The sequence below is a fragment of the Carboxylicivirga marina genome (assembly GCF_016612505.1).
GTDB classification, from domain to species: domain Bacteria; phylum Bacteroidota; class Bacteroidia; order Bacteroidales; family Marinilabiliaceae; genus Carboxylicivirga; species Carboxylicivirga marina.
On the sequence record NZ_JAENRR010000024.1, the window covers coordinates 44,094 to 70,967 of the forward strand.

At 39.1% G+C, this 26,874-nt stretch carries 21 protein-coding genes; 11 read left to right on the forward strand and 10 right to left on the reverse strand.

Features of this window, described 5'->3' with window-relative positions; translation table 11 throughout:
- Positions 1-99: 99 nt before the first annotated feature.
- Positions 100-2,259 (reverse strand): ribonuclease R, encoded by a 2,160-nt coding sequence (gene rnr / locus JIV24_RS11445; protein ID WP_200465177.1) that lies wholly within the window; start codon positions 2,257-2,259, stop codon positions 100-102.
- A gap of 209 nt (positions 2,260-2,468) precedes the next feature.
- On the opposite strand from rnr, the gene JIV24_RS11450 reads away from it, so the two are divergent.
- From JIV24_RS11450 to JIV24_RS11465, 4 genes are all read left to right on the forward strand, one after another.
- Positions 2,469-3,284 carry a toxin-antitoxin system YwqK family antitoxin gene (locus JIV24_RS11450; protein ID WP_200465178.1) on the forward strand — a complete coding sequence of 272 codons (816 nt, stop codon included), beginning with the start codon at positions 2,469-2,471 and terminating at the stop codon, positions 3,282-3,284.
- A 111-nt stretch (positions 3,285-3,395) separates the two neighbouring features.
- On the forward strand, positions 3,396-4,871 hold the full coding sequence (cysS, locus tag JIV24_RS11455; RefSeq protein WP_200465179.1) for a cysteine--tRNA ligase: 1,476 nt from the start codon (positions 3,396-3,398) through the stop codon (positions 4,869-4,871).
- A gap of 10 nt (positions 4,872-4,881) precedes the next feature.
- The gene (locus JIV24_RS11460) at positions 4,882-5,886 is read left to right on the forward strand and encodes a M28 family peptidase (RefSeq protein WP_234445802.1); all 1,005 of its coding nucleotides are present in this window, start codon (positions 4,882-4,884) and stop codon (positions 5,884-5,886) included.
- A 138-nt stretch (positions 5,887-6,024) separates the two neighbouring features.
- Positions 6,025-6,627: a ribonuclease HII gene (locus tag JIV24_RS11465; protein WP_200465181.1), complete on the forward strand. Its 603-nt coding sequence runs from the start codon at positions 6,025-6,027 to the stop codon at positions 6,625-6,627.
- On the opposite strand, the gene JIV24_RS11470 is transcribed toward JIV24_RS11465, so the two are convergent.
- From JIV24_RS11470 to JIV24_RS11480, 3 genes are all read right to left on the reverse strand, one after another.
- Positions 6,624-7,010, reverse strand: coding sequence for an HU family DNA-binding protein (locus JIV24_RS11470; RefSeq protein WP_200465182.1), 387 nt, complete (start codon positions 7,008-7,010; stop codon positions 6,624-6,626). The two genes, JIV24_RS11465 and JIV24_RS11470, sit on opposite strands and share 4 nt — an antisense overlap.
- 259 nt (positions 7,011-7,269) lie before the next feature.
- On the reverse strand, positions 7,270-7,569 hold the full coding sequence (locus tag JIV24_RS11475; protein WP_200465183.1) for a hypothetical protein: 300 nt from the start codon (positions 7,567-7,569) through the stop codon (positions 7,270-7,272).
- Positions 7,570-7,818: 249 nt separating this feature from the next.
- Positions 7,819-8,394, reverse strand: coding sequence for an outer membrane beta-barrel protein (locus tag JIV24_RS11480; RefSeq protein ID WP_200465184.1), 576 nt, complete (start codon positions 8,392-8,394; stop codon positions 7,819-7,821).
- A 284-nt stretch (positions 8,395-8,678) separates the two neighbouring features.
- On the opposite strand from JIV24_RS11480, the gene JIV24_RS11485 reads away from it, so the two are divergent.
- The 3 genes from JIV24_RS11485 to JIV24_RS11495 all read left to right on the forward strand — a co-directional run bounded on the left by JIV24_RS11485 (position 8,679) and on the right by JIV24_RS11495 (position 13,799).
- On the forward strand, positions 8,679-10,829 hold the full coding sequence (locus JIV24_RS11485; protein WP_200465185.1) for a S46 family peptidase: 2,151 nt from the start codon (positions 8,679-8,681) through the stop codon (positions 10,827-10,829).
- Positions 10,830-10,976: 147 nt separating this feature from the next.
- Entirely contained in the window at positions 10,977-13,130 is a 2,154-nt protein-coding gene (locus JIV24_RS11490) for a S46 family peptidase (protein ID WP_200465186.1), read from the forward strand.
- A gap of 39 nt (positions 13,131-13,169) precedes the next feature.
- The gene (locus JIV24_RS11495) at positions 13,170-13,799 is read left to right on the forward strand and encodes a ribonuclease H1 domain-containing protein (protein ID WP_200465187.1); all 630 of its coding nucleotides are present in this window, start codon (positions 13,170-13,172) and stop codon (positions 13,797-13,799) included.
- 4 nt (positions 13,800-13,803) lie between these two features.
- Here JIV24_RS11495 and JIV24_RS11500 read toward each other — a convergent pair whose 3' ends face one another.
- Positions 13,804-15,678, reverse strand: a complete 1,875-nt coding sequence (locus JIV24_RS11500) for a tetratricopeptide repeat protein (protein WP_200465188.1) — start codon at positions 15,676-15,678, stop codon at positions 13,804-13,806.
- Between the two features lie 219 nt (positions 15,679-15,897).
- Here JIV24_RS11500 and JIV24_RS11505 point away from each other — a divergent pair, with 219 nt between their 5' ends.
- The 3 genes from JIV24_RS11505 (at position 15,898) to JIV24_RS11515 (ending at position 19,177) form a co-directional block, all read left to right on the forward strand.
- Complete coding sequence (locus JIV24_RS11505; protein WP_200465189.1) at positions 15,898-17,316, forward strand: DcaP family trimeric outer membrane transporter; 1,419 nt, start codon at positions 15,898-15,900, stop codon at positions 17,314-17,316.
- Complete coding sequence (locus JIV24_RS11510; RefSeq protein ID WP_200465190.1) at positions 17,317-18,918, forward strand: RluA family pseudouridine synthase; 1,602 nt, start codon at positions 17,317-17,319, stop codon at positions 18,916-18,918.
- 115 nt (positions 18,919-19,033) lie between these two features.
- Complete coding sequence (locus JIV24_RS11515; protein WP_200465191.1) at positions 19,034-19,177, forward strand: hypothetical protein; 144 nt, start codon at positions 19,034-19,036, stop codon at positions 19,175-19,177.
- Between the two features lie 72 nt (positions 19,178-19,249).
- Here the strand turns inward: JIV24_RS11515 and JIV24_RS11520 are convergent, their stop codons facing one another.
- Positions 19,250-19,444, reverse strand: coding sequence for a YwbE family protein (locus JIV24_RS11520; RefSeq protein ID WP_200465192.1), 195 nt, complete (start codon positions 19,442-19,444; stop codon positions 19,250-19,252).
- Between the two features lie 254 nt (positions 19,445-19,698).
- On the opposite strand from JIV24_RS11520, the gene JIV24_RS11525 reads away from it, so the two are divergent.
- Positions 19,699-20,460 carry a metallophosphoesterase gene (locus tag JIV24_RS11525; RefSeq protein WP_200465193.1) on the forward strand — a complete coding sequence of 254 codons (762 nt, stop codon included), beginning with the start codon at positions 19,699-19,701 and terminating at the stop codon, positions 20,458-20,460.
- Between the two features lie 393 nt (positions 20,461-20,853).
- Here the strand turns inward: JIV24_RS11525 and JIV24_RS11530 are convergent, their stop codons facing one another.
- The 4 genes from JIV24_RS11530 to JIV24_RS11545 form a co-directional block, all read right to left on the reverse strand.
- A complete protein-coding gene (locus JIV24_RS11530; RefSeq protein ID WP_200465194.1) occupies positions 20,854-21,153 on the reverse strand; it encodes a hypothetical protein in 300 nt (99 codons plus the stop codon).
- The gene (locus tag JIV24_RS11535; protein WP_200465195.1) at positions 21,144-21,470 is read right to left on the reverse strand and encodes a hypothetical protein; all 327 of its coding nucleotides are present in this window, start codon (positions 21,468-21,470) and stop codon (positions 21,144-21,146) included. The genes JIV24_RS11530 and JIV24_RS11535 overlap by 10 nt, the downstream gene beginning before the upstream one ends.
- Before the next feature lie 202 nt (positions 21,471-21,672).
- The gene (locus tag JIV24_RS11540) at positions 21,673-22,680 is read right to left on the reverse strand and encodes a LamG-like jellyroll fold domain-containing protein (RefSeq protein WP_200465196.1); all 1,008 of its coding nucleotides are present in this window, start codon (positions 22,678-22,680) and stop codon (positions 21,673-21,675) included.
- A gap of 190 nt (positions 22,681-22,870) precedes the next feature.
- A partial coding sequence (locus JIV24_RS11545; protein ID WP_200465197.1) for a glycoside hydrolase family 2 TIM barrel-domain containing protein occupies positions 22,871-26,874 on the reverse strand: 4,004 nt, incomplete at its 5' end.

Here is a 26,874-nt window from a genome sequence, read left to right on the forward strand (position 1 = left end):
TTTTGCCTTATCAAAACAGCAAAACGATAGATTCTACAATTCAATTTCTGATACACCTCATTATCTGTACATTAAAAACCGCCGAACCATTTGGTCGAATTACCCCTTTTCATTCACAAGAGCAAAATCTAGCTGTTTTTTCTCCAGGTTAGCATTGGCAATCACAATTTTTAATGCTTCCCCAAGCTGGTAAGTCCGGTTGTATTTCCTTCCCACCAGGCAATAATTTTCTTCATCAAAATGGTAAAAATCATCGTCCAAATCACGGATTGGAATCATCCCCTCGCACTTATTCTCAACTATTTCAACATACAAACCCCATTCGGTAACACCTGAAATCACTCCATCAAACTCCTCACCCAGGTGGTCTTTCATAAACTCAACCTGCTTGTACTTAATAGAAGCTCGTTCAGCATCGGCAGCACGTTGCTCCATATCGGAACTGTGCTCACACATTTCTTCGTAGGTTTCTTCATTGACCGAACGACCACCATCGAGGTAACGCTGTAACAAACGATGAACCATCATATCGGGGTAACGACGTATTGGAGATGTAAAGTGCGAATAGTGTTTGAAAGCCAAACCGTAATGTCCAATATTATGGGTTGAATAAATGGCTTTGGCCATGGTACGAATGGCCAGTGTTTCAATCAGGTTTTGCTCACCCTTACCTTGCACATCGGTTAATAATCGATTGAGTGATGCACTAACCGTTTCGGCACCTTTAGGTAAGGCCTCATAACCAAAGCGACGTACAAAAGATGCGAAGTTTTCAAACTTATCTGGATTTGGAACATCATGAATTCGGTAAACAAAGGTTTTGGCCTTTCCTTTACGTCCCTTATCCATCTCCTTATCTCCTATTAATTGTGCTACCTTTTTATTGGCAAGCAACATAAACTCTTCAATAAGTTTATTGGCATCTTTCGATTCTTTAAAGAAAACACTGACGGGCTTTCCTTTATCGTCGATATTAAACTTCACTTCCACACGTTCAAAACCAACCGAACCTTCAGCAAATCGCTTATCTCGTAATTCTTTTGCCAAACGATCTAAGGTCAATATCTCCTCGGACAAATCACCTTTTCCTGTTTCAATCACCTCTTGAGCCTCTTCGTAGGTAAAACGGCGATCTGAATAAATCACCGTGCGCCCAAACCAGCTATTACGAATATTGGCATTATCATCCATCTCAAAAACAGCTGAGAAACAAAGTTTTTCTTCGTGTGGGCGAAGCGAGCAAATAAAGTTACTGAGTCGCTCGGGTAACATTGGCACCACCCTGTCGACCAAATAAACCGAAGTCGCACGCTCATAGGCTTCTTTCTCAAGCAATGTTTTAGGCTCTACATAATGTGTTACATCCGCAATATGAACCCCAACTTCCCAGTTGCCATTATCGAGTTTCTGAATGGATAATGCATCATCAAAATCTTTGGCATCAGCAGGATCTATCGTAAAAGTGGTAATCTTTCTAAAATCCCTTCGATTCTTAATCTCTTCTTCAGATATGGTGGCATCAATTGTTTCAGCCTCATCAATCACCTCTTGCGGGTAACGGTATGGCAAGTTAAACTCAGCCAATATGGCATGCATCTCGGCATGATGGTCACCTGCATCACCCAATACATCAATAATTTCACCAATTGGATTCTTGGCTCTCTCGGGCCATTCAACAATGCGCGCAATAGCTTTTTGACCATCTTTCACACCATTCATGCCTTTGGCAGGAATAAATATATCATGCGACATCACTCTATCATCAACCACCAAAAAGCCCAAACCGCGCGACACCTGCATCACACCAACAAACGAATCTCTTTTACGTTTCAAAATATCTATAATCTCACCTTCGGGCTGACGGTTTCGACGACGGGCATGCATAAACACTTTAACATGATCGCCATTAAGGGCATGATTCATATTATTACGTGGTATAAATACATCACCTCCTTCAGTATCTTCATCTGGCACTACATAAGCAGAACCAGAAGCAGTCATATCTACAATTCCTGTTATGGTTGAACCACGACTTAATAATTTATATTTTCCAGATGCTACTTCAGTCAGGTAACCTGACTCAAATAACTCTTTTAATAAAATCTGAACCTTCTGTCTACCTGTTTTCTTTCTCACTTCCAGCAAGGCAGAGACTTGTTTGTAGTTAAATGTACGTTTTGGATTATTATAAAATAAACCTTGTATCAATTGTTTTAGCGTATCTTTCTGAGACGGCTTTTTCTTTTTCTTCTTTACCATGTTATTTCTATTTAAGGTTAAGGGTTTTAATTCTTTTGAAAATATTGGGAATAATAGGCATATAGGCCAATGTAACACATTAATTACATTTTCAATCCAAAAGTATAAAATAAATCTATCCGATTTAAGATAACCTTTTTACACAATTAACAGTATAAACAGTTCTATTGATGAATAACTATAGCAACTAAACACCCAATAATTTAGTAATGCGAAACCTTTTTTTATTTATACACCTGACACTTGGGATTACTTGTGCAGCTCAATCTTATAAACTTTATAAGGGAGACACAATTAATTACACCGACATCCATAACCATAAACAAGGCATATGGATTATGCTGAACAGTAGTGGTGACGAGATATTAGAACAAGGCTTATATGAATCCAATAAAAAAGACGGCTATTGGGTGAGCTATTATCCTGGTGGACAAGTGAAACACAAGATCACTTATAAAAATGGAAAAGCCATTGGTCCGGCTGAATTCTATTACGAAAATGGCCTGATATCAGAACAAGGCATCTGGCACATCAACCATTGGAAAGGCAACTACAAATTCTACAATAAAAGCGGGCGCCTAGCCTATGATTGGAATTATGATGAATCGGGCAATCGAACCGGAACACAAAAGTATTACCACGATAATGGTACACTAAAATACACCGGCGAATGGAACGAAGGCAAAGCAACTGGTACCCTTAAAATATATGATGACCAAGGAAAATTAATCACCGAGAGAGTATATAACAATGGAGAGTTTCAGGAAAACAAAGCTATTACAGAGTATATTACTACCGATGAAGTTGCACCACAGCAGACATTGACTGAACAAAAGCATTCTGAAACATTTAAAGGAACAGGTAAGCACACCATTTACAACCTACATGGACTAGTAGAGAAGCAAGGCTTTTTTGTGAATGGCAAAATATTTACCGGTACGCATTGCTTCTATAACGAGGGTAAAGAAATAACTAAAGTTATCCACTACCAAAATGGAAATGTGGTTAAAACAGAAGAGTTTTAGGCGAAACTCACTGATGAATATTAGCTTCTTATGGTTAATCATCATTTGAGTTGATAAGTTTTTTGTAATTTAGCAGCTTGTTAAAAACACGACAATTACGTTTAAACAAGCATGGACAACAAGTTATTTCTATACAATACCTTATCTCGAAAGAAAGAAGAGTTTCAGCCAATTAACCAGAATCACGTTGGTTTATATGTATGCGGCCCTACTGTATACGGCGATCCTCACTTAGGACATACACGACCGGCAATTACCTTCGATATATTATTCAGATACCTGAAACACTTAGGTTTTAAAGTACGATATGTACGTAATATTACTGACGTTGGCCATTTGGAAAGCGACGGTGATACCGGGGAAGATAAAATCGCTAAAAAAGCTCGTCTGGAAGAACTGGAGCCAATGGAAGTAGTGCAGCACTACACCAATCGTTACCAGTCATATATGGATGAGTTGAATATTCAGAAGCCAAGTATTGAACCACGAGCATCCGGGCATATTATTGAACAGCTTGAGATCGTCGAAGACATTCTTTCAAAAGGCCTGGCCTATGAGAGTAATGGCTCAGTTTACTTCGATGTTGAGAAATACAATGAGAGCAATAATTACGGTGAACTTTCGGGCAGAAATATTGAAGACCTGTTAAGTACTACGCGTGAACTGGACGGCCAGACCGAAAAACGCAACAGCTTTGATTTTGCCCTTTGGAAAAAGGCAGCGCCAGAGCACATTATGCGTTGGCCTTCACGATTTAGCGATGGTTTTCCTGGTTGGCATTTAGAATGTTCAGCCATGAGTGCCAAGTACCTGGGCACTGAGTTCGATATTCATGGTGGTGGTATGGACTTATTATTCCCACACCACGAGTGTGAGATAGCGCAAAGCACCGTTTGCAATGGACACACACCTGCGCGCTATTGGATGCACAACAACATGATTACTATCGACGGGCAGAAAATGGGTAAGTCACTGGGCAACTTTATTACTTTAGAACAAATGTTCTCAGGTGAACATGATAAGTTGGAACAATCATACAGCCCTATGACTGTGCGCTTCTTTATTATGCAGGCACATTATCGCAGCACGCTCGATTTCTCTAACGAAGCCTTGCAAGCTTCACAAAAAGGAATGGAACGATTACTGGAAGCTTTCACCAATCTGGATAAATTGGAAGCATCAGATAGCTCAAGCTTTAGCGTCAAAGAACTGTCTGACAAATGTTATGTAGCCCTTAACGATGATGTTAATACACCTATATTAATTGCTCACTTATTTGATGCCGTTAAGAATATCAACAGCATGTTGGCCGGCAAAGCTAGCCTGACATCTGCGGACCTTGATGTTTTAAAGCAACTTATGTCTGCCATGGTAATTGACATCCTTGGTTTATCGGTAAATATTGAGAATAATTCTGCAGGTAACGATGAACTCCTCTCGGAATCCATTAACTTGCTTCTTAATTTAAGAGTGGATGCCAAAGCCAATAAAGATTGGGCAACAGCTGATAAAATCAGAAATGAGCTTCAGGCTTTAGGTGTTGAAATTAAAGATACAAAAGATGGCTTCGAATGGAGCGTAAAATAATACGATGCATATGACATTGAAACATACAATAGCAGGTTTGGCAATAATTGCCAGCCTGCTTTTTTTTGGCTGTAACTCAGATAAAAGCAATAAAAAGCAGTCAACAACTCAGCGCAAATCACAAAAAGCAGCCACCCCGATCTTCAATGCCGATTCGGCCTATCAGTATATTGCCACACAGGTTAATTTTGGACCGCGCGTACCAAACACTGAAGAACATGCTGCTTGTGCAACATACCTTGCCAATGAGTTAAAGCGCTTTGGTGCCGATGTGATTGTTCAGGAAGCTGATGTAGTTGCTTTTGACGGTACGGTATTAAAGGCTAAAAACATCATAGGGCAATATAATCTGGATAAGCCAAAGCGCGTGATGCTATGCGCACACTGGGACACGCGCCCATTTGCCGATTACGACAAAGATGCCAGCAAGCACAACACACCCATAGATGGTGCTAATGATGGAGCCAGCGGCGTAGGTGTGTTATTAGAAATTGCACGTCAAATCAATCAGGCACAACCAAACATCGGCATAGACATTATCTTCTTTGATGCCGAAGATTACGGACAACCTATCCACCTCAATCTGGCACCCAAAGAAGACACCTGGTGTTTAGGCTCACAATACTGGGGTAAAAATCCTCACACGCCTAACTATCGAGCTAAATATGGTATTTTGTTAGACATGGTAGGTGCACCTGATGCCTACTTCTTTAAGGAGCAACATTCAATGAGCTATCAACCAGATTTGGTTAATCACATTTGGGATATTGCTCATAATCTGGGCTATGGCTACCACTTTAAAAAAGAAGCAGGTGGCTGGATTACCGATGACCATGTTTATGTGACCAACCTGCGCAACTTCCCTTGCATAGACATTATTCAGTACAACCCTGAAGCCCGACATGGATTTGGCGACTATTGGCACACACATGACGACACCATGGATAACATCAATAAAAACACTTTAAAAGCAGTTGGGCAAACGGTATTGGAAGTAATTTATCGGGAAAATTAGATTTAAGAATATATGTAGAACTCCCCCTCTCCCTTCAGGTTTCTCCCCAAGGGGAGAATTCTCACCTATGCAATCTTCCCCCTGGGGAAGTGCCAAAGGCGATGGGGGAAATCAAAATCATGCAATTTACTATATAACATGCTCCATTTATTACCATATTTAAACGAACAACTCACTGAAGCTGGTTGCGACGAGGCCGGTCGCGGTTGCCTGGCTGGTCCTGTAGTTGCTGCTGCTGTTATTTTGCCTAAAGATTTTAAGCATGAGCTATTAAACGATTCTAAGCAATTGACAGAAAAACAACGTCAGAAACTTCGTCCCATTATTGAACAAGAAGCCATTGCCTGGGCTGTATCCTTTGTCAATCATCAGGAGATTGATGAAATCAACATTCTTAAAGCATCATATCTAGCCATGCACCGCAGTGTTGATCAATTAACAACAAAGCCAGAGCATTTATTAATTGATGGCAACCGCTTTATCCCCTACAAAGGAATTGAGCATACCTGCGTAGTTAAAGGTGATGGGAAGTATTTGTCTATAGCTGCTGCCAGTGTGTTGGCCAAAACCCACCGCGACGATTACATGGAAAAGATGCATGAGCAATACCCGCATTATGCCTGGGATAAAAACAAAGGCTACCCAACCAAAGCCCACCGGGCTGGCATCAAGGAACATGGCATTTCGCCCTTTCACCGCAAGACTTTCAGATTATTAGATGAGCAGATGAGCTTGTTTTAATCAACGCGCTTAAAGTGTGCTTTCTTAAGTTCCTTTTTAAGTTCTTTCCCTGCTCTAAACTGCACTTTAAGCTCTTTAATACTGCGCCATGTCACATCCTCTGGTTGGTCTTCACTATGGCTCGACAAATGCAAACTGATTGTCCCTAACTTGCCTAAATCAACCGATTGATTGTTTAACAGAAAGTCAGGAATAATATCCGTAAGTGAGATAAGCGTACTATACACATCTGCTTTGGACAAGCCACTATTCCGTTGTATGATTTCTGAAATTTCATCAAGACTAACACGGCTTCGCTCACAAGCTCTGGCATTATAGGAAGGCTTGCCTGTTGTGCTTAATTTATTGGGTGGTTGCTTAATTACCTTGTACTTTATGGCCATATCAAACTTCGTTTATGCGCAAACCTGCGGTTATTTCAATTCTTTTACTTAGGTAATAATACTTTTTTACGTATGTTAAATTACATTATTACTTAGGTAAAAGCAAGGAAACATACTTACATATCACCATAAACTAACTGTTCTTTAGTCATAAATCATGTTAATAATGAGAATTAATCCAAGGTTTTTGGGTTAAAAGATGAATAGGGATATAAAAAAACAGCAAACAGCCAGTTAAAACTTAAGTGATAAACTTAATTTAGAAATAAAGCGAAAAACCAACATTAACAGCCAAAGCCTTAGCCAGTATTTTAGCTTTCTCGTCATCTCTACTAATAAATGTAGCTTTACCATATCCAAGCGTAATATCTATTGATGCAAAATCGTTTAGGAAGATAGCGGCTCCACCTCCAATTTCCCAGGCAGTTGCTTTTGCTTTTGCTACCTCCTCATCATCTTCTTCTGTTGACGAACCAAATAAGTATGCAGCATACAAATATGGCCTAAGGTGAGTAGTTCCACATTGTTTATTATAATGACTGCTAACATAGTTAAACACTTATTAACTCACAACAACCCTTTATCATTGCTTATGCATAGTTGACACCCTATTAACTCTTTATTAAACCCTATCTTCCATTGATTAATCAAATAAACCCTCATAAAGTTTTTTGTTAATTATTTTCCACAAAACGTTAAGCTTTTAGTAGAGTTACATAATTGATATAAGCTTTTTAAGCATGTACATATTAGTTTACAAAAAAACCGGCACGAGGCCGGTTATCATGCTTTCAATTAACGAGTTCAATTAAAAATAAAAAGAGAAACCAACATTGACAGCTAAACCTTTTACCTTGACTTTAAACTTGTCATCATCGTTACTGGTAAGTGTTGCATTACCATACCCCAGGCTCATATCCAAAGAAGCAAATTCGTTTAAAAAGATAGCTGCTCCACCTCCTATTTCCCAAGAGCTCGCTTTTGCTTTTGCTTCATCAACATCATCATCCTCTTTCTGTGAACCAAAAAAATAGGCAGCCTGCAAATAAGGCTTGACACTACTTGAGCCACCAACATAATAGCGTGCAATCGGACCAACTAACAGAGAGTTTGTGGTATAATCATCTTGTTTACTATTCTCAACATTCATTCCCAATCCTAAGGCAAAATCATCGGCCACAAAGTAGGCTATAGTTGGTGTTAAGTTAAAAGATGATAAATCCGAATCCCCCATTTCTTCGCCATCATACTCTAAGGTCATCGTTGTAGTGGTAAAACTCAAATCGCTTGAGCCTGAAAATACCCACTTACCCTTTTCTGTTTGAGCAAAAGAGCTCAGTGAAGCCATTGCTATTACAGCAATAATTGTTAAAATCTTTTTCATGTTCATTTTGTTAAATTTGTCAATAACTCTTTAAAGCTAATGATTTTAGCCTTAAAGAGATGCAGACGCATACTTTTTATCATTTTTTTCGGTTTAAGTGCACCCTGTTCTACAACACACCTTTCATTCCACCAAAAATTATATCTTTGGCACTTTAAACAGAGATTATAAATTAATAGACTTTGTAAGTTGAACGAGCTTTGATTGTTGATAACTGTCCCATTTACAATCATTCATAACAATTAAAATTTGTAAGCAACTTCAAATCTTAAAGTACGATTTTTATGAGACGAATAGCAGCAATTTTGCTAGTAGCATGCATGGGTTTTACGCAATTTGCTAAGGCCGATGAAGGTATGTGGTTATTACCACTTATCAACAAATTGAATATTGAAAAAATGCAGGAAATGGGCTTTAAACTTTCAGCAGAGGAAGTTTACAGCATCAATAATAGCAGTTTAAAAGACGCCATCGTCATTTTCGGTCGCGGCTGTACAGGTGAGATGATTTCTGACCAAGGTCTACTACTAACCAACCACCACTGCGGATATGGTAACATTCAGGAGTTAAGTTCGGTTGAACACAATTACCTGAAAGATGGTTTCTGGGCCAAAAGCTTAGAAGAAGAATTACCAGCCCCAGGTTTATCGGTTACTTTTTTAAAGTACATGACTGATGTAACAGAGACTGTAACAGCTGAACTTACTGATGATATGACCGAGCAGGAACGTGCTTTGAAAATCAAAGAGGTATCAGCTCAATTAGTTACAGAAGCTAAAGAAGGTAATGAATATCAGATAAGCGTTAAAGACTATTTCGAAGGCAACCAGTTCTTTTTGATTGCTTACGAAAAATTCAATGATGTACGTTTTGTAGGCGCTCCTCCTTCATCAATTGGTAAATTTGGTTTTGATACCGATAACTGGATGTGGCCTCGTCACACTGGTGACTTCAGCATGTTCCGTGTTTATTGCGGACCAGATGGCAAACCAGCTGAATACTCAAAAGACAACAAGCCATATAAGCCAGCACACCATTTACCTGTATCATTAAAAGGCGTGCAGATGGATGACTATGCCATGACGGTTGGTTTCCCTGGAAGTACTGAGCGTTACTTAACATCGTGGGGTATTGAAGAACGCATGGAAATCATCAACCAGGCTCGCATTACACCTCGTGGTGTTAAACAAGATATCTGGTTAGAAGACATGCGTGCCGACGAGAAGTTAAACATTCAGTATGCTACTAAATTCGCTCACAGTGCCAATTACTGGAAAAATTCAATTGGTATGAACCGAGGTCTGGAGGAATTAAACGTATTAGACCAAAAGCGTACTTTAGAAGATGAATTTACTGCGTGGGTAAATGCTAATGATAATCGCAAAGCAAAATATGGCAATGTATTATCTGAGCTAGAAAAATCATATAACAATCGTGCTGAATTTGTAAAAGCAACAGCATTCATTTCTGAATGTCAGCTACGAGGTGCTGAAGCATTTTACTTCGCGTATCGTGCTGGTGGTTTAGAAAAAGCACTTGAAGAAGGTGAACAGGAAGTCATTGACAAAGCAGTAGAATCGCTAAAAGCTGCTGGACGAAGCTTCTATAAAGATTACAGTCCTAAAACAGACCGCAAAGTAATTGGTGCTTTATTAAAAATGTACAACGATGAAATTGATGCTAAATATCATCCTGCATTTTACGCAACCATCAACAAGAAGTTCAAAGGTGATTTCCAGAAGTTTGCTGACTACATGTATAACAAGTCAGTATTTATGGATGAAGCACGTTTTAATGCTTTCCTTGAGAAACCTTCATTAAAAGTACTTCAGAAAGATTATGCCTACATCGGTGGTGTTTCTTCCATTGAAAAGTACCGCGAAATTAAAGGCATGGAAGCGGAGAGCGCTATAGCCATTGACAAGAATAACCGCTTGTTTATTGCCGGTTTATTTGAGATGCAGCCTGAAAAAGTATTCTATCCAGACGCTAACTTCACCATGCGCTTATCATATGGTAAGGTAGGCGATTACGAGCCAAAAGATGGTGTTGTATACAAGCATTATACAACTATTGAAGGAATCATGGAAAAAGAGGATCCGGATAACTTCGAATTTGAAGTACCTGCTAAACTAAAAGAGCTTTGGAAAAACAAAGACTATGGGCAGTATGCTGACGAAGCAGGTTACATGCCTGTTTGTTTTACTTCAAACAACGATATTACTGGTGGTAACAGCGGTAGCCCTGTTATCAATGCCGAAGGTCACTTGTTCGGATTAGCTTTTGATGGTAACTGGGAAGCTATGAGTGGTGATATTGCTTTTGAAACAGAGCTTCAGAAGTGTATTAATGTTGACATACGTTACGTACTTTTCATCATCGACAAGTACGCTGGTGCCACTAACCTAATTGAAGAGATGACTTTGGTAAAGTAAATCAAAGCATTAGATAAGATATCAAGAGCTGTCAGTTAATTCTGGCGGCTCTTTTTTGTTAATTTTGTTTAAAATCAAGATAATTCATAGTAATCCCATTTATAATCTATTAGTTTCGTGCCTCTTGAATTATAGCTAACTAGATTGATGCGCATACTAATAATCACCATAATTATAATCATATGCTCGGCTGCTGCAAAGGCCGATGAAGGCATGTGGTTACCTTACCTGCTCAGCAATAAGCAAATTGAACAAATGCAGGAAAAAGGTTTGAAAATTCCCTTCGAATCGATTTACAGTCATTCTAAACCATCATTAAAAGATGCCATTGTATCGCTCGATGATGGTGCCTGCACGGGAGAATTCATTAGTAACAAAGGATTATTATTAACAAATCACCACTGTGGCTATAACGAAATACAGCAACACAGCAGTGTAGAACACAATTTTTTGGCAGATGGCTTTTGGGCTAGTTCACATGCCGAAGAATTGGCTAACCCTGGCAAAACAGCTACACTGCTTATTGAAGCACACGATGTCACGTCGCAAATCAAGCAACAGGTACAAGGCAAGCTAGGTGGTAAACGACAAATCGCTGTTGATAGCCTCATTTCGATTATTGAGGCGGAAGCAGCAGAAAAGTACAAACTAGATGCTACCATAAAACCGCTCTTTAGTGGTAATACCTATATTTTGTTTTTGACACAAACCTTTCGCGATGTTCGATTGGTAGGAACACCACCTTCATCCATTGGTAAATTTGGTGGAGATACCGATAACTGGATGTGGCCACGCCATACTGGTGATTTTAGTTTCTTTCGGGTATACTGTGCACCAGATGGCTCAGCAGCTGATTATTCACCTGAAAACATTCCCTTTACGCCAAAGATGCACTTAAAAATAAACGCACAAGGCATCGAAAAAGGTGATTATACAATGACATTGGGTTATCCGGGACATACACAACGCTACTTATCTTCATTTGGCATTAAAGAAATTAATGAGGTAATTAATCCCATTATTGCAGAGGTACGTGGCATTAAGCAGGACATTTGGTCAACCGCCATGCAAAGCTCAGAAACCATAAACATAAAATATGCGGCTAAATATTCCGAATCGAGTAACTATTGGAAATATGTGATTGGCCAAAATAAAGCACTTGATAAACTAAGCATTCTGGAACAGCGTCAGCAACGCGAAGAAAGTTTTAAGGAATGGTCAAGCGAAGATTCTGCTCGACACAACAAGTATAACAATACACTATCGGTTATTGAAGCATCATACTTGCTTGGCAGTAAGCTAACACTGGCCGAAACAATCACACAGGAAACCATGCTGGAGGGACCAGAGATAGTAAAGTTTGCTTTGGAAATTAGCTCACTATTTATGGAGCTATTGGATAAAAAACCAGGTTCTGAAGAATACACCATACAATTGCAGGAAACAATTGCAAGTATTGAGCAATTACACAAAGACTTTGATGCATTGGTTGATAAAGCTGTTTTTGAAGCCATGCTAAGCTATTATCTGGATAATATGCCTGCAAAACTGAGACCTGAGACACAATCTTTATTAGGTAAAAAATACATGCTCGACATTAGTGCTTATACCATGCATTTGTATGAAAAAACGGCACTTACCAATACTAACAAACTAAAAAAACTGATTCAGGAAGGAGACGAAGATGCCTTCTTTGAAGACCCGGCCATTGCCTTTTCGTACCAAATCTTATCTCATTTCTACCAGATGCTCGACATCCACGAAAAGCTAAATAGCCAATACGAGGATGCACAAAGACTGCTGGTAGAAGGTTACATACAGCAAAACAGCGACAATAGCTTTTATCCGGATGCCAATAGCACCTTAAGGCTTTCATATGGCAATATAGGTGACTACGAGCCCAAGGACGGTGTCAAGTATAAATACATGACTACGCTGACAGGTATCTTTGAAAAAGAAGATAACACACAACCTGACTTTACAGTACCCAATCAGCTAAAGCGACTTTATAAAAGCAAAGACTTTGGAAGCTATTCACTTCCGAATGGTAGAATGCCGGTTTGTTTTTTAACCAACAATGACATTACAGGCGGAAACAGTGGCAGCCCTGTACTCAATGACAGTGGAGAACTTGTAGGCTTGGCCTTTGATGGCAACTGGGAAGCCATGACAAGTGATTTAGCATATGAAGAGAAACTTCAGAAGTGCATCTGTGTAGATATTCGCTATGTTTTATTTATTGTTGATAAAATGGCCAATGCACAAAACCTGATTGAAGAGCTTGATTTTGCTCATCAATAACAAATTCGATTTATATTTACAGACATAAATGGAATTGACATGGCAAAAAACAAGTTTTATGTAGTATGGGTAGGTGCGAAACCGGGAATTTATAAAAGCTGGCCCGAATGTCAGGCTCAAATAAAAGGTTTTCCGGCTGCCAAATACAAGGGCTTCCCTTCGCTGCAAGAAGCTCAAAATGCCTACAGCAATGGTTTTTCCAGTCACATATCTTCTGCAACCAGAGGTAGTAAAACATCTTCAAGTAAACTAAACTCAAAAGCCAACATCATTAGCAACAGCATTGCTGTTGATGCCGCCTGCAGTGGTAACCCAGGCGTAATGGAGTACCAGGGCGTGTTTACAAAGGATGGACGACAGTTATTTCATCAGAAGTTTCAATTAGGGACAAATAATATCGGTGAATTTCTGGCCTTGGTTCACGGCATCTCTTATCTTCAGAAAAACAATTTAAACATTCCAGTGTACTCCGACTCAAAGATTGCCATTGGTTGGGTGATGAAGAAGCAGTGCAAATCGAAGCTCGATGATACGCCAAAAACCAAACAGCTATTTGAATTGGTTAGACGGGCCGAAGACTGGCTGAAGGCCAATCCGATTAAGGTTAAAATCCTAAAATGGGACACTAAAAACTGGGGCGAAATACCAGCCGATTTTGGACGTAAATAAAGCTTTAATTAAGTGTCATATAGGGCACTTGAAATACTACGCGTGTTCCTTTTCGTCCATAAACCGATAAATCTTCTATTTTAAGAGTTACTGCCTCAGCATTTTCTCTATTATTTAGCAGATTCAGACGCTCCTTTGTCAGATCCATGGCTACTGATTTATGTGATTTACCAGTTTTCTTGTTTTTTTTCATTGAATTTCCAATGCCAATACCATTATCTTCAACCGAGAATTCTAATTTATCATCGCGTCGTTGCAATTGAACATGAATATAACTATCCTCCTCCGTTAAATGACCATGCTCAATGGCATTTTCTAAAAATGGCTGAGTCAACATTGGCGGTACAAGTACGGCATTTAACTCAATCTGCTCTTCAAAATCTATTTTGTAATTGATTTTATTATCGAATCGCCGATTTTGAATACTCATGTATTTATCAAGAATTTCTTTTTCCTTCTTTAGTGTGATGTGTTCCTCCTGTGCATATTGTAGTATCAAGCGCATTAATCCTGCAAAATCAGCTACAAAATCAATGGCATCCTCCTGATTATTTTCCATGATAATGCATTGAAGTGCCGACAAGGAGTTAAAAATAAAATGCGGGTTCATCTGGGTGCGTAAGACTTTATGCTCCATGTTTAACTGACGCTGCTTTTCTCGTATTTTCAACACATACACCCATATCAGCACAATAATGGTTAATAACAGAAAAAACAAAGAAACACCCCACATAAACAAGCGATTACGCTCTGCTTTGGCCTGCATCACTACCAACTCATTTTTACTTTTCTCGGTGTGGTATTTTTTTTCGAGCTGAATGACTTTATCCAATTGCTTCTCATCAAAAATAGAATCACTCAAAGCGTAGTATTGCTCAAGCACCTCATTAGCTAATTTATACTCTTTTAACTCTTTATATACACTATATAATTCCTGTAGATTGTCACTTCTGACCTCCCTTAATCCTATTTTCTCATTGAGCTTTTCTGCTTTATTATAAGCACTAAGCGCCTCATTAACTTTTCCGTTCTTCAGATACACCTCACCTCTCATACTATAAGTGTGGACCAAACCAATATTATCATGCAATCGCGTAAACATCTCCAAACTACGTTTAAAGTATTCATCAGCCCTAACGTATTGCTGTTGCAAACCAAATAATCGCCCCAAATTAGTAGAAACCTTAGCCATACCACTTTCATCGCCTAACTCTCTATAGGCCGCATAGGCTTTTTTATAATACTTAAAACCTGAATTGTAATCCTCTCGTCGAACAGCAATTACAGCCAAATTATTAGTAACAGCAGCTATCGAGGCATATGCCCCTAATTCTTCATACAAGGCCAATGCATTGTTATAATACTCATAAACCTGCTCGTAGCGCTCCCATTTACCATAAATAATACCCAAATTTTGATAGGACATGGCTATTCCTTCTTTATTACCAGCTTTTTTCTCGAGTTCAAGAGAATAATTATAGGCTACCAAAGCGCTGTCGAAATTAGATTTGAGGTAATGAACCAATCCTATATTATTATACAAAACCGCGAATCTGGATGAATCATTACAGATTCTAAAATTTTGTAATGAATTCTGATAGGCCTTCAAAGAATTGTCGAGTTCTTGTCTGAAATAATACACTTCAGCCATAAAACTATGATAAAAGGCTTTTTGCTTAATTTCAGAAAAGGGACATCTTTCAAGATGCTCATTAGCCAGCTGTAGTACACTATCAATATTAGTCGGTACGTTGGCCATTAGTTCATTCATTCGAATAAGCCATTGGTCACTTTGGTCAGTCATCGAATCCTGACTACAAAGGTTTTGGTTAACAAGCAGAATTAAAAAGGAGGCGATTAAGAGTCTAGTGGTAAACATATGCAACATATAAATAATCAAATTTAACACAATTTTTCGTTTGTCTGCCATATCATCAATACTCAAGTAAAAATCAACCCATTACCCTACATGAATAATTTTATCAGCTCAGTACAATAGTTAATCTTTTAAAAAGTCAGATATTTGCTTATAAATGACGCATTATTCGTGTCTTTTTAGTAAAATTACTTTTTAAAAGCCTAACACAACTATTGTTTGATGTCGTCAAATCGAATCCATAAGATATTCCTGACATGCACAATACTATCAGTTTTTGCATTGTTCAATGTGCAAGTTAAGGCTCAATCAAGAGTGATTGGTGAGTTACCCGACTCGTCTGAAATACTTCAACAAATCTTCATATCTGACATCGAACTAGTTGACAGCCTGGTAAATAATGTAGATTCCTTAAAAAGCACCAGTAGCAGCTCATTAGCAGAAGTACTGTTCAACCCCGAAATACGACTAATACACGGCGATACCATTAAGCTTAAAACGGTTAAGGTTGATCAAGAACTCACCTTCATTGAGCGTGATTCAGCAAAAATAGTTGATATTCACCCTCAAGATTCACCAGATCATAAAGGATTTACGATTACTTCTGATGATGGCTCGGCCAAAATCACCTTTAAAGGTTCAATTCGATTAAACGGTGCCTATGATTTCAACGGACTGGCTCATCGCGATCATTTTCAAACATTTGAAATACCAGTTGGAACAGAAAAACAAGGTGCTCGTTTTTTTATGAGTGGAAACCAAACACGGTTTGGCTTTGAAGCATCCAAAAACACTGAACTAGGACCAATATCTATCCGCCTTGAAAGTGACTATCTTGGCAATTCCAATTCCTATCGTATTCGACATGTATATGGTTCATTTATGGATGTCTTGGCAGGTCAAACATGGTCGGTTTTCGGAGACCCTACCTCTATCCCATGGACCGTTGATCTAGAAGGCCCTAACAGTTCGGTAAGCGAACGGACTGTACAAGTACGATATAGCCGGCTGATTAACCAAAATACAAGATGGACCGTTTCGATGGAATCTCCTGAGTTAGATTTGATGGCTCCTGATAGCCTCGGAACCACTTTACAAGATTTCCCTGACATTGCAACGCGTTTTAAGCGCCTTACCAATTGGGGGCATATACAGCTATCGATGATTTTCAGAAGCCTGGCATATAACGTTGATCAATCTGGCTCATTGGGCTATGGAGCACTGTTGAGCGGACGCTACGAGATCGCAAGCGACAAAAGAATTCTTTTTCAAGCAGTTGCAGGCTCCGGAATAGCCAGATACATCGGTTCTGTTACAGGCAATGGCTTAGATATAGCGTACAACCCTATTGAGGATGTATATGATCCCTTAGAGCTTTATGGTGGTTTTGTATCCTTTGGTATCGACTGGAGCGAAAAGATTTTTTCATACTTTACTCCAGGCTTAACCTACATGCCAGTACCCTATTATCAGCCTGATGATACCTTTAAATTTAGCAGCTATTTTTCGGGTAACATTTTCTGGAATGTTATACCTGGTGTAAGAGTTGGCGGCGAATATTCTTATGGTTCGAGAATAAACAAAGACAACCAACGTGGGATAGCTAATCGTCTTTCATTCATTTTCTATTACGATTTCTAAATGTCCTGCTTCATTCCTTTAGTTGATCATCATGCTGATGAATTACCTCAGTATTTTACGAACCCTTTTGACTACAGACCTCACCCTCTTTGTATTGAGGCCAAAAATGCCATAAAAAAGCTATTACCAGACCCTGGAACGATGGCAAAAGGTAAAATGTATGGAGTACTCGTAGTTAAAAATAACGATAATCAATTAGGGTTTCTGGTGTCATATTCTGGCAACGAAAAAGAAACCAATACATCTATTCCTTTTGTTCCGCAGGTATTTGACATTACTAATCCTGATGGTTTTTTCAGGCAAGAAGAAAAAGCTTTAACTCGATTAAACGACGAGATAAACGCCTTACTTCAATCCAAAACACTTTTGATGCTAAAGCACGAACTTGCTGAGAAGGAAAAAAAAGTAAAAATAGAAATTGCCAGCATTAAAACGCAAATAAAGCAATCTAAGGAAAAACGAGAGTTACTGCGAGATACAACGAATGACACTTCAGTTTTAGCACAACTAATAAAAGAAAGCCAATCAGAAAAAAGTCGATTCAACGCACTTAAAAAGAAATGGAAGCTTGAGATAAAATCTATAGAAGACAAATTAGATCATTTTAACAATCACATATCAGAACTAAAAAAAAGACGAAAAACTAAATCGGCACAGCTACAACAACGTTTGTTTAGTAGTTACATTTTTAATAATGCTGAGGGAGAACATGCAAGTGCTTTAGAAATTTTCAACAAGCATGATTTAAAGATTCCTCCAGCTGGTGCTGGTGATTGTGCTGCTCCTAAACTACTGCAATATGCGTACCTCAGTCAACTAAAACCACTAGCTATGTCCGAATTTTGGTGGGGACCGTCGCCAATAACCATTATTCGAAAGCAAGACTATTTCTATCCGGCCTGCAAAAGCAAATGTGAACCAATACTTGGCTTTATGCTGAAGGGGCTATCACTGCCATCCCCAGTTGAGAAACTAAATTCTGAGTCTATAACTGTTCTCTTCGAAGATGATATGATCGCAGTTATTAATAAACCTGCTGGATTATTATCTGTCCCGGGTAAAGAAGAAAATAATTCCGTTTATCAACAGGCAAAAGAACTATTCCCTAATGCCAATGGACCGCTAATTGTACACCGTTTAGATATGTCTACATCAGGCATTATGCTTATTGCAAAAACGAAAATGGCACACTCGATTTTGCAAAAACAGTTTCTGAAACAAACCATTAAAAAACAATATGTGGCACTTCTTGATGGTATTGTTAATGAAAATGAAGGCGTAATAGATTTGCCTCTACGAGTCGATTTAGACGATCGTCCAAAACAAATGGTTTGTAACGATTATGGAAAAAAAGCTATCTCCAGATGGAAGGTAATCGCACGAAACAAAAACTTCACCCGCATTCATTTTTTTCCACAATCAGGCCGAACACATCAACTCAGGGTTCATGCTGCTCATCCACTCGGACTCAATACGCCCATTGTTGGCGATCCCTTATATGGAATTAAGAAAGACAGATTACATCTTCATGCCGAACGCATTGAGTTTATCCATCCTGAAAGCAATCAGACTCTCGTTTTTGAATGCCCTGCCACCTTCTAATATGGACGTTAAAATCTGTTAGTTAATCTCTTACTTTGTTAATTTTAGAAACACACTACAAACCTTGGCATTGTTGTTGCCTGTTTCATCCCGGTAAAAATTTAAATAAAAAGATATGAGCGAAAAGATGAAACACTTTGTGATGGCGTATGGTATTGAAATTCCGCAGGAAATTGATGAAAACCCATTTATTGGATTAAGTCGTGAAGAAGTTGATAAAATTAAAACGCAACTAAAGGCAGAGAATATATTCGTTTGATGCTACCTCTACAACTATACAGGAATACTTTCATATACAAAAAAAGGATGCTACAGGCATCCTTTTTTTTAGCTAAAGCTTAATCATTTTAACTCTTCCTACCTGTCCGGTTTTCAGCTTACATTCAATCCCTTTTAGATGAAATCCAACTTCGTCTAAAATTTCCTGAACAACGCCGTGTGTTAAGGTTCCTGAACGTTCATCTTGTTTTTGAAGAATTGCAACCTTTGTCCCTTTTTTAATGTTTTTTCTCTCCCTTCCGTCCATATTTCCGGCTATTTTATTGTATTCTACTATTATTTAGGCAGTTGGCTAAATAGGTTATCCCATTCTATAATTTCGACTCAAACGGCCTGCAAATATAGAAATAACGGTGTATCTTTTAATCAAATTAACAGTTAAAATAACCAAACCAAAACACAATCGTTTCTGTTTGATTTTCTACCGATTAGAATATCATGACGAATACCTTAAACCTAAAAAGCAAAAGATATTTCATTATTTTAACATACGTTTTCATTATGACTGTTCAATATTGTTCAGACTTACATCTTGAATTCGCAAGAAACAGTGACTTCATAATCGACAATCCGATAAAACCAATTGGAGATATTTTAATTCTTGCGGGAGATATTACCTTTTGGGAGCACAGTTACCATAGCCACTCTTTTTTTGATGATGTTTCTGAGAAATTTGAATCAGTCTATTACGTTCCTGGCAATCATGAATTTTATGCAGGCAAAGATTTAAAAATAATTGACGAACCTGTACAAATACCAATTCGCAAGAATGTATTCTTGGTTAATAATATCACAATTAAAATTGGGGAGGTCGACTTCTTCTTCACCATGCTCTGGTCACACATCATCAAGGAAAAAGCAAACATCATTGAACAAGGTGTTGGTGATTTTCATCGCATTAAATACCATAGAAAAAAACTGAATTCTGATGTCTTTAATTTACTACACAAAAGAAGCCTTCAATTTTTAAAGCAAGCCATTACCAAATCAAGCACCGATAAAAAGGTAGTTGTTACACACCATATCCCCACCCAAAAATGCAACCCTGAATATTACAAAGACTCAGATATCAATTCGGCCTTTGTTTCAGAACAGGAAACGCATATTGAAAATTGGGGTATCGACTATTGGATATATGGACACCACCACGCTAATATGCCAGAAACCACTATTAATGGCACCTCACTGGTAACAAATCAATTAGGCTATATCGACTGGGGTGAGCAAGAAAACTTTAGAAATAATGCCTGTTTTCAGATATAACGAATATCATAGCAATAAAAAAAGGTGACTTTCATAAAAATGAAAATCACCTTTCGTGAGGTTCCTGGCGGACCTCATTATTTTTGGTCTTAATCGTGTCAAATCGCCCTCAATCACTTACCATAAACCAGCCTCAGCAACATATTAATAAAATACATATCCAAACTAAGCCAATGAAAAACGAACTAACCAAAGTATATGTTTCCAATATATTTCCAATATTTTATGTAGTTTTGGATTATATCAAATCTGAACTAGATGGCAACAGTAACATTTATTTTACAACAACCCTACAAAAAATCAACTAACCTCGATAAGGAAGTAGCAAAAAAGGAAAACCAAAAATTTAAAGAAGATCTCAAAAAGCGTAGACATGAAAAAAAATCAATAAAGTCACTTCTTAATCCTCATGAAACGCATTTCAATTTCAGCATCCACTGCTGCTAAACCAATGAGATGAACATTCTCAAGCTGTCCTACATTAGCTCCCTGACTTTTAACTGATTTAATTTGAAGTTTCACCAAATAAAACCCAGGCTTAACATCAGTAAATTCTACACCGTTCTGAATTTCATAGTTACTCTCACCTCCGGTTGCTATTATATTGAATGCTTTACGTTCATTATTTAGGTATATATATAATTCTGAACCGTCTTGATCATTTGAAATACCAATCTCAGGTTTTATAAACAAATCACTTCCTTTTTAATGGTCACAGCAAACAGGATGGTATCAATGGGTTGATTCCAATCATAGATGTAATCATAATACTCAAATTTATTATACTCTTCACCCGATGTTTTGTCAACCAAGTGAGCTCTTAAGGTTCCTACAGGCGAAAAGAAGCTTTCATTTGTAGTGAACATAAGCGTGTCAGCAACTATATCCTGGCTGTTTTCCTTTCCTCTTTCAGCATCTGCAGTACAATTGCAAAGAAACATCATGATACTCAACAGAAAACCGAAGCGAACAAATGAATTCGCTTTTTTAACTATATTACTATTAATCATTATACAATTATTTTTCTCTTTGATGAAACTTATGCACTAGCAGAGTAATGCACCTTTCCTGAATACCAACCTACCAGCGTTCATCATCCATTAATTAACTTTCTTGTAACAAAAAACAAATGAAGTTGGGCTTCCTCCCAAAATGGTTTTTATGACATTTCAGGAGGCAAACTCCAATTATATATTTTTAAAAAAGTTTAGCTTAATTGCCAGCAACTATATCAGCAATTTGCTCTTCAATCAAGACCTCTTCTAAAATTCTCACATCATCTATCTCACCTGGAAAGAAATACCCTGTTTTGCCATAAACAGCATGCCCAATCATTACATCATTAGTCACGGCATCCGTATCTATATTAGTAGTATTAGCTCTATAAGAACCATCAAGGTCATTAGGACTCAAAGAACCATCGACATAGATTTTAACATCTTGTAATAAAGGACCATCTTCAGGATTGTAAGTAACGGCCACATGATGCCATTCTCCATTATCCAACCCAGAACGTAAGGAGATTAATGAAGAACCACCTCCCTCAACTCTTACTTTGCCTTTATCTATCATTACATTAAACATGGTGCCCCTACTGCTAACCCCATATGAAACGATAGCTTTTCTGCCATCTTCAACTGATGTTTTAAACCAAGCCATTATAGTGCGAGAACCTGAAACTCCAATTCCTTTATATTCAGGGATAGTCAAGTATTGATCAGTTACACCTGGAGCCTGCCATGCTTTGCCAAACTTGCCTACAACATATACCGGGTCACCAAAATTAGAAAGTGCAGTTATTCCATTTGTACCCGCATCGGTCAGGTCATCATCAAATGCATATTTTGATTTATAAATGATTGGTTTACCGGTTACTTCGATATAATCTGTTTTAATTATTTCATCTCCTCCAGCTGCGTTTCGTACAGTTAGTGTTACTGAATAAATTCCAGGGTAATCATATCTTACAGTCGGATTCTGCTCATTACTATAGGTCGGTGATCCTCCAGCAAATTGCCATGTCCACAGGTTGGGTTCATTGCTCGATAAATCAGTAAAAACGATTTCATTCTTCTCAATTACCGATACCTCAGAAGCCTCAAAGTCAGCGACAGGAACAGGTCCAAAATCTTCTTCATCACTCTCTGAACAATTTATTAAGGCTAATGACAAGCACAACCCTATTGTTAATTTTGCAAGTTTATATGTTAGATTTTTCATATTTCTATATTTGTAAGAGCTTAGCACATATTCACCAAGCTCTTACTTAACAAAAACTAACCTCTAGTCAAACTTTTTAAACATGGCCTCCATACTAGAATTAAACTCACAATTAGTGGCCAGCACTTCCTCTAAGTATGCATCCTTTAAGCATTTTTTAACTTTTAACATTGAATGCTATAAAGCTGTATTATTCGGCAAGAACACTAAATTCCGCACCACCAGCAAAGTCCTGTCCGTTCTGTGAACTTATACCAGTAAAACGGATGAAACGTGCTTTCACAGGCTTATCAATTAATATTCGTTTCTCTTTATTATCACTGGAGAATTGACCTCTATGTACTGGTTCTCTCCAATTTTTGCCATCAAGACTCACGTGAATCGTGTAGTCTTTTATATTCCCGTTTCGTCCACCATCCTGACGAGGCAGGTAGGTAAATCCTTTGATCGATTTCGCTTCTCCACAATCAAAATCAACCCAGTGCGGATACTGAGCAACAGTGACTGAATACATGGTATGCCAAGTGGTTGCTGGGTCGCCGTCCACCAGGTTTTTGGCAGCGCTACCTGCTCCCGGCTCTTCGCTACTCACAAATACAACTATTGTTTCTATTTTTTCAATCTTATTGAACTTCATTGTAATCTCAGAATCCTTATTGCCCTTATACCAAGCTTTAACAACTCCGGCATTGCGTAAAGAAAAGCTCTCACTATAAGTCTGAGTAGTTCCTCCATTGATCGAATAAAGAATCGTTGCATCTGCTTTAGTAGATGTAATTTTTAGAGTCCCATTTCCAGATCGTGTGATAGCAATGGGCACTTCGCCTGAAGGCCCCACATTAGCAACCTTGTCCAAATCCTCACCAGTAGGACGAATGATGAAGCCAAAAACATTATGACCGGCATAAACACGGTCATGCTTTAGAGGGCCACCTTGTCCACAACTCGCACCTCCAAGTCCAGTCACTTTCATATCCAGATGAAGGGTGATATCACCTGGCTCCGGCAGTTCGTAGATGTGGGCAGCAGTTCCCATGTCCTGAGCAGTATAAGGCAATGCACTAACCACCATTTCACTATTGGCTACAAATACTGCTCCTATGTGACGATTGTTGGTTAAAGCACACCAACGCGTCTCTTCGTGGTTAGCCATGTCCTGTGGTTTAGGGAAGTTGACAAATTCTTCCATAACCGTTGTGGTGTATTTCTGGATATTCTGAGCCGTCTTACGGTCGTTGTAGTTACCAATTGGTCCACGTCCGTAATACGTCAGGTTTTCGTATGATTTCGGAATAGTCATGGAATAACCCAACCGCGGCAATACAAATTGTTCTTCGTTACTGGTGATGCTGGACTGCAACTCCACCGAACCGTCCTGGTAAACCGTCCAAATCTGGTTGGTCACAAAGCGGAAGTTGTCCTCTCCGAATTTTTCATCCGTCAATTCTTCAACCGATAGCACATTACCACTTGTACCTCCATGCTGCCTGGCCGCATTAGGCGCTTGCGAAACCACAGTAAAAGCCAGTGTCACTGTACCGTCTGCATTGGTGCGTAATTTAGAATCGATGGCTTTATGTTTCAGGTTATGCAAGCCTTTCTCATACCAAGAGCTGTAGCCCCATGTATCGTTATTCACAAAGGCACGGAAAGCATCCAGCTTTGGACCATTGCCATCAACGATAATGGTTTCACCATTGTAAACCAATCCATACAAAGAACCGTCTGTCAAGTTAAATTTAGCGGTGAAGTTTTGACCACTCACCAACTTGATATTGTTACCAGCATCCGTCAATTTCAATTTACCACCAGCTGCTTTAGTCACTTCTGCCATGTTTGGCACTTCTGATTTTGCTTTCAGCAAGAACTGCTCTTCCGCTTCTACATAACCTTTATCTGCCCAGGGCTGATTGGTTTTTAGGGTCAACTGCAGCTTGACAAAGTATTCAGACCCGGCTTTTAACTCAGCAAAATCATATGGTAAGGTAACTGTTGTTTTGGTTCTTGCTGCAATTGGATCAAAAGCCAACTGGCCGTTTTTAATCTCTGAACCATTTTCCCAAAGCGACCATGTCAATTCATAATCAGCCAACGACTTAAAATAATACTTATTGAATAGTTCAAAAGTACCTGCTTTGACATCTTTAGCCTGAAAACCTATATGTTGGTATACTTTCTTTACTTCGTAATACTGCGGTTTCAAATCCCGCTCGGCAAACAAAATACCGTTCATTACAAACTGACCACTATTTGGCTTGTCTCCAAAGTCACCACCATAAGCCAGGTAACGTGTACCATCTTCACGGTAGTTGTATATGGCCTGATCTATCCAGTCCCAGATAGCACCGCCACAGAAGAAGTTGGTCGACTCAATGGCGTTCCAATAATCAATCAGGTTACCACAGGCGTTACCCATTGAGTGGGCGTATTCAGAGATGTGGAATGGGTATTTAATGTTCATTTGACCAGTCACCGCCATATTCATCCAACCGATGGATGGATACTGGTTAGAACCCATATCAACGATACTGTTGTTACGTTCATACTGAACAGGGCGAGATGTATCAATGGCTTTCAATGCCGTATAGGCATGTACAAAGTTTTCACCCGGACCAGCCTCGTTACCCAACGACCAGATGACAATAGATGGGTAATTTTTATTCTGATGCGTCATCTCCGCGACTCTACCAACATGGGCATTTTTCCATTCTGGTGGATGCGAAAGTGATGCTTCACCATAGTAATACTGGTGTGATTCGATATTGGCTTCGTCTTCCTGGTAAATACCATATTTATCACACAGGTAGTACCAATAAGGATCAGCCGGGTAGTGCGAATTACGAACGTGGTTAATATTGGCACGTTTCATCAGCATCACTTCCTCTTTCATCTGCTCACGGGTTAATGTATGTCCTGTCTCAGGATGTGTTTCGTGACGGTTCACACCTTTTAGCTTCACCGGCTTGCCATTGATATAGTAATAACGACCGGCCAATCCAAATTCATCGTCTTCCGCTTTTGTATCTTTAATCACCACTTCTCGGAAACCAGTGTGGGTAGAGATGGTTTCCACCACGCGACCTTTCTTATCTTTGAGCTGAGCCACCAAGGTATAACGATAGGGATGCTCTGCCGACCAAAGATTTGGACTTGGCACCTTCATCACAGCATCAGCCTTGATTTCAGCACCACCGTTAACCACCGGAACAGAAGTGGTTGCCACCACACCTTCAACCAACGTATTCTCATCGGAATACAGTTTATTGGCGTAGAGTGAATAATCCACTGTGTAACCTTTGGCTTCTTTCTTATTGAAATTACGGATATCAGCCGCAATATTCAGTGAACCGTCTTTGTGATTGTCATCCAGCTCAGGTAGCACAAACAAGTCTCGAACCTGAACCTTAGGTGTTGAATACAGTTGTACACTGCGGAAAATTCCTGGCAAACGGAACATATCCTGGGCCTCCAGGAAAGAACCATCAGAGTTACGATAGACTTCAGCAGCAATCACATTAGTGCCTTTTTTCAGATATTGACTAATGTCAAACGTTGCGGCATTACGTGAGTTTTTTGAGAAACCTACGTACTCACCATTGATCCACAGGTAGAAGAACGAGTCAACGCCATCGAACTGAACAAAGACTTCGCGACCGTCCCAGTCTTGAGGGATTTCAAAATCACGGCGGTAAGAACCCACTTCATTACGGGCTTCGTAAGTTACCCAGTCCTTGGCCGGCTCACGCATCACGCCACCTTTCCAGTCATCAACAGCTACAGTGTGTTTGAAAATAACCGGCTGGTTACAATAGATGGGCGTACCGTATTTTTGTCCACCATCTTTAGCCAAACCAACAATGTTCCAGTTAGAAGGCACCGGGATATCGTCCCAGCTACTGACATCAAAAGTTGGTTGGTGAAAGTTGACAGGTCGCTCATTGGGGTGTTTCACCCAGTTAAACTTCCAGTCACCATCCAGTGATTGCCAATACTCTGAGTTTTCAGGTAATACTTTACGCGCACTTTCTACACTTTTAAAAGAGTAAAAAGTAGCACGTGGTTGCTCTTTGTTATGGGCCAGGTGAGATGGTGATTCCCACTCTTTGCCCGTAGGTGTTTTTTCATCGCCGTAAGTGAAGCCATCGAGTTGCTCCTGGGCAACACACGAAAATGCAGTCAAACACGCAAACAATG

Excerpts from the sequence above, each read along its gene's own strand:
- JIV24_RS11515 (WP_200465191.1), top strand. The coding sequence starts at position 19,034 with ATGAGCGAAAAGATGAAACACTTTGTGATGGCGTATGGTATTGAAATT.
- JIV24_RS11485 (WP_200465185.1), top strand. The coding sequence starts at position 8,679 with ATGAGACGAATAGCAGCAATTTTGCTAGTAGCATGCATGGGTTTTACG.
- JIV24_RS11510 (WP_200465190.1), top strand. The coding sequence starts at position 17,317 with ATGTCCTGCTTCATTCCTTTAGTTGATCATCATGCTGATGAATTACCT.
- JIV24_RS11480 (WP_200465184.1), bottom strand. The coding sequence starts at position 8,394 with ATGAAAAAGATTTTAACAATTATTGCTGTAATAGCAATGGCTTCACTG.
- JIV24_RS11540 (WP_200465196.1), bottom strand. The coding sequence starts at position 22,680 with ATGAAAAATCTAACATATAAACTTGCAAAATTAACAATAGGGTTGTGC.
- JIV24_RS11470 (WP_200465182.1), bottom strand. The coding sequence starts at position 7,010 with ATGGCCATAAAGTACAAGGTAATTAAGCAACCACCCAATAAATTAAGC.
- JIV24_RS11460 (WP_234445802.1), top strand. The coding sequence starts at position 4,882 with ATGACATTGAAACATACAATAGCAGGTTTGGCAATAATTGCCAGCCTG.
- JIV24_RS11490 (WP_200465186.1), top strand. The coding sequence starts at position 10,977 with ATGCGCATACTAATAATCACCATAATTATAATCATATGCTCGGCTGCT.
- JIV24_RS11495 (WP_200465187.1), top strand. The coding sequence starts at position 13,170 with ATGGCAAAAAACAAGTTTTATGTAGTATGGGTAGGTGCGAAACCGGGA.
- JIV24_RS11505 (WP_200465189.1), top strand. The coding sequence starts at position 15,898 with ATGTCGTCAAATCGAATCCATAAGATATTCCTGACATGCACAATACTA.
- rnr (WP_200465177.1), bottom strand. The coding sequence starts at position 2,259 with ATGGTAAAGAAGAAAAAGAAAAAGCCGTCTCAGAAAGATACGCTAAAA.
- JIV24_RS11500 (WP_200465188.1), bottom strand. The coding sequence starts at position 15,678 with ATGTTTACCACTAGACTCTTAATCGCCTCCTTTTTAATTCTGCTTGTT.
- JIV24_RS11450 (WP_200465178.1), top strand. The coding sequence starts at position 2,469 with ATGCGAAACCTTTTTTTATTTATACACCTGACACTTGGGATTACTTGT.
- JIV24_RS11465 (WP_200465181.1), top strand. The coding sequence starts at position 6,025 with ATGCTCCATTTATTACCATATTTAAACGAACAACTCACTGAAGCTGGT.
- cysS (WP_200465179.1), top strand. The coding sequence starts at position 3,396 with ATGGACAACAAGTTATTTCTATACAATACCTTATCTCGAAAGAAAGAA.
- JIV24_RS11535 (WP_200465195.1), bottom strand. The coding sequence starts at position 21,470 with ATGATTAATAGTAATATAGTTAAAAAAGCGAATTCATTTGTTCGCTTC.
- JIV24_RS11520 (WP_200465192.1), bottom strand. The coding sequence starts at position 19,444 with ATGGACGGAAGGGAGAGAAAAAACATTAAAAAAGGGACAAAGGTTGCA.
- JIV24_RS11525 (WP_200465193.1), top strand. The coding sequence starts at position 19,699 with ATGACTGTTCAATATTGTTCAGACTTACATCTTGAATTCGCAAGAAAC.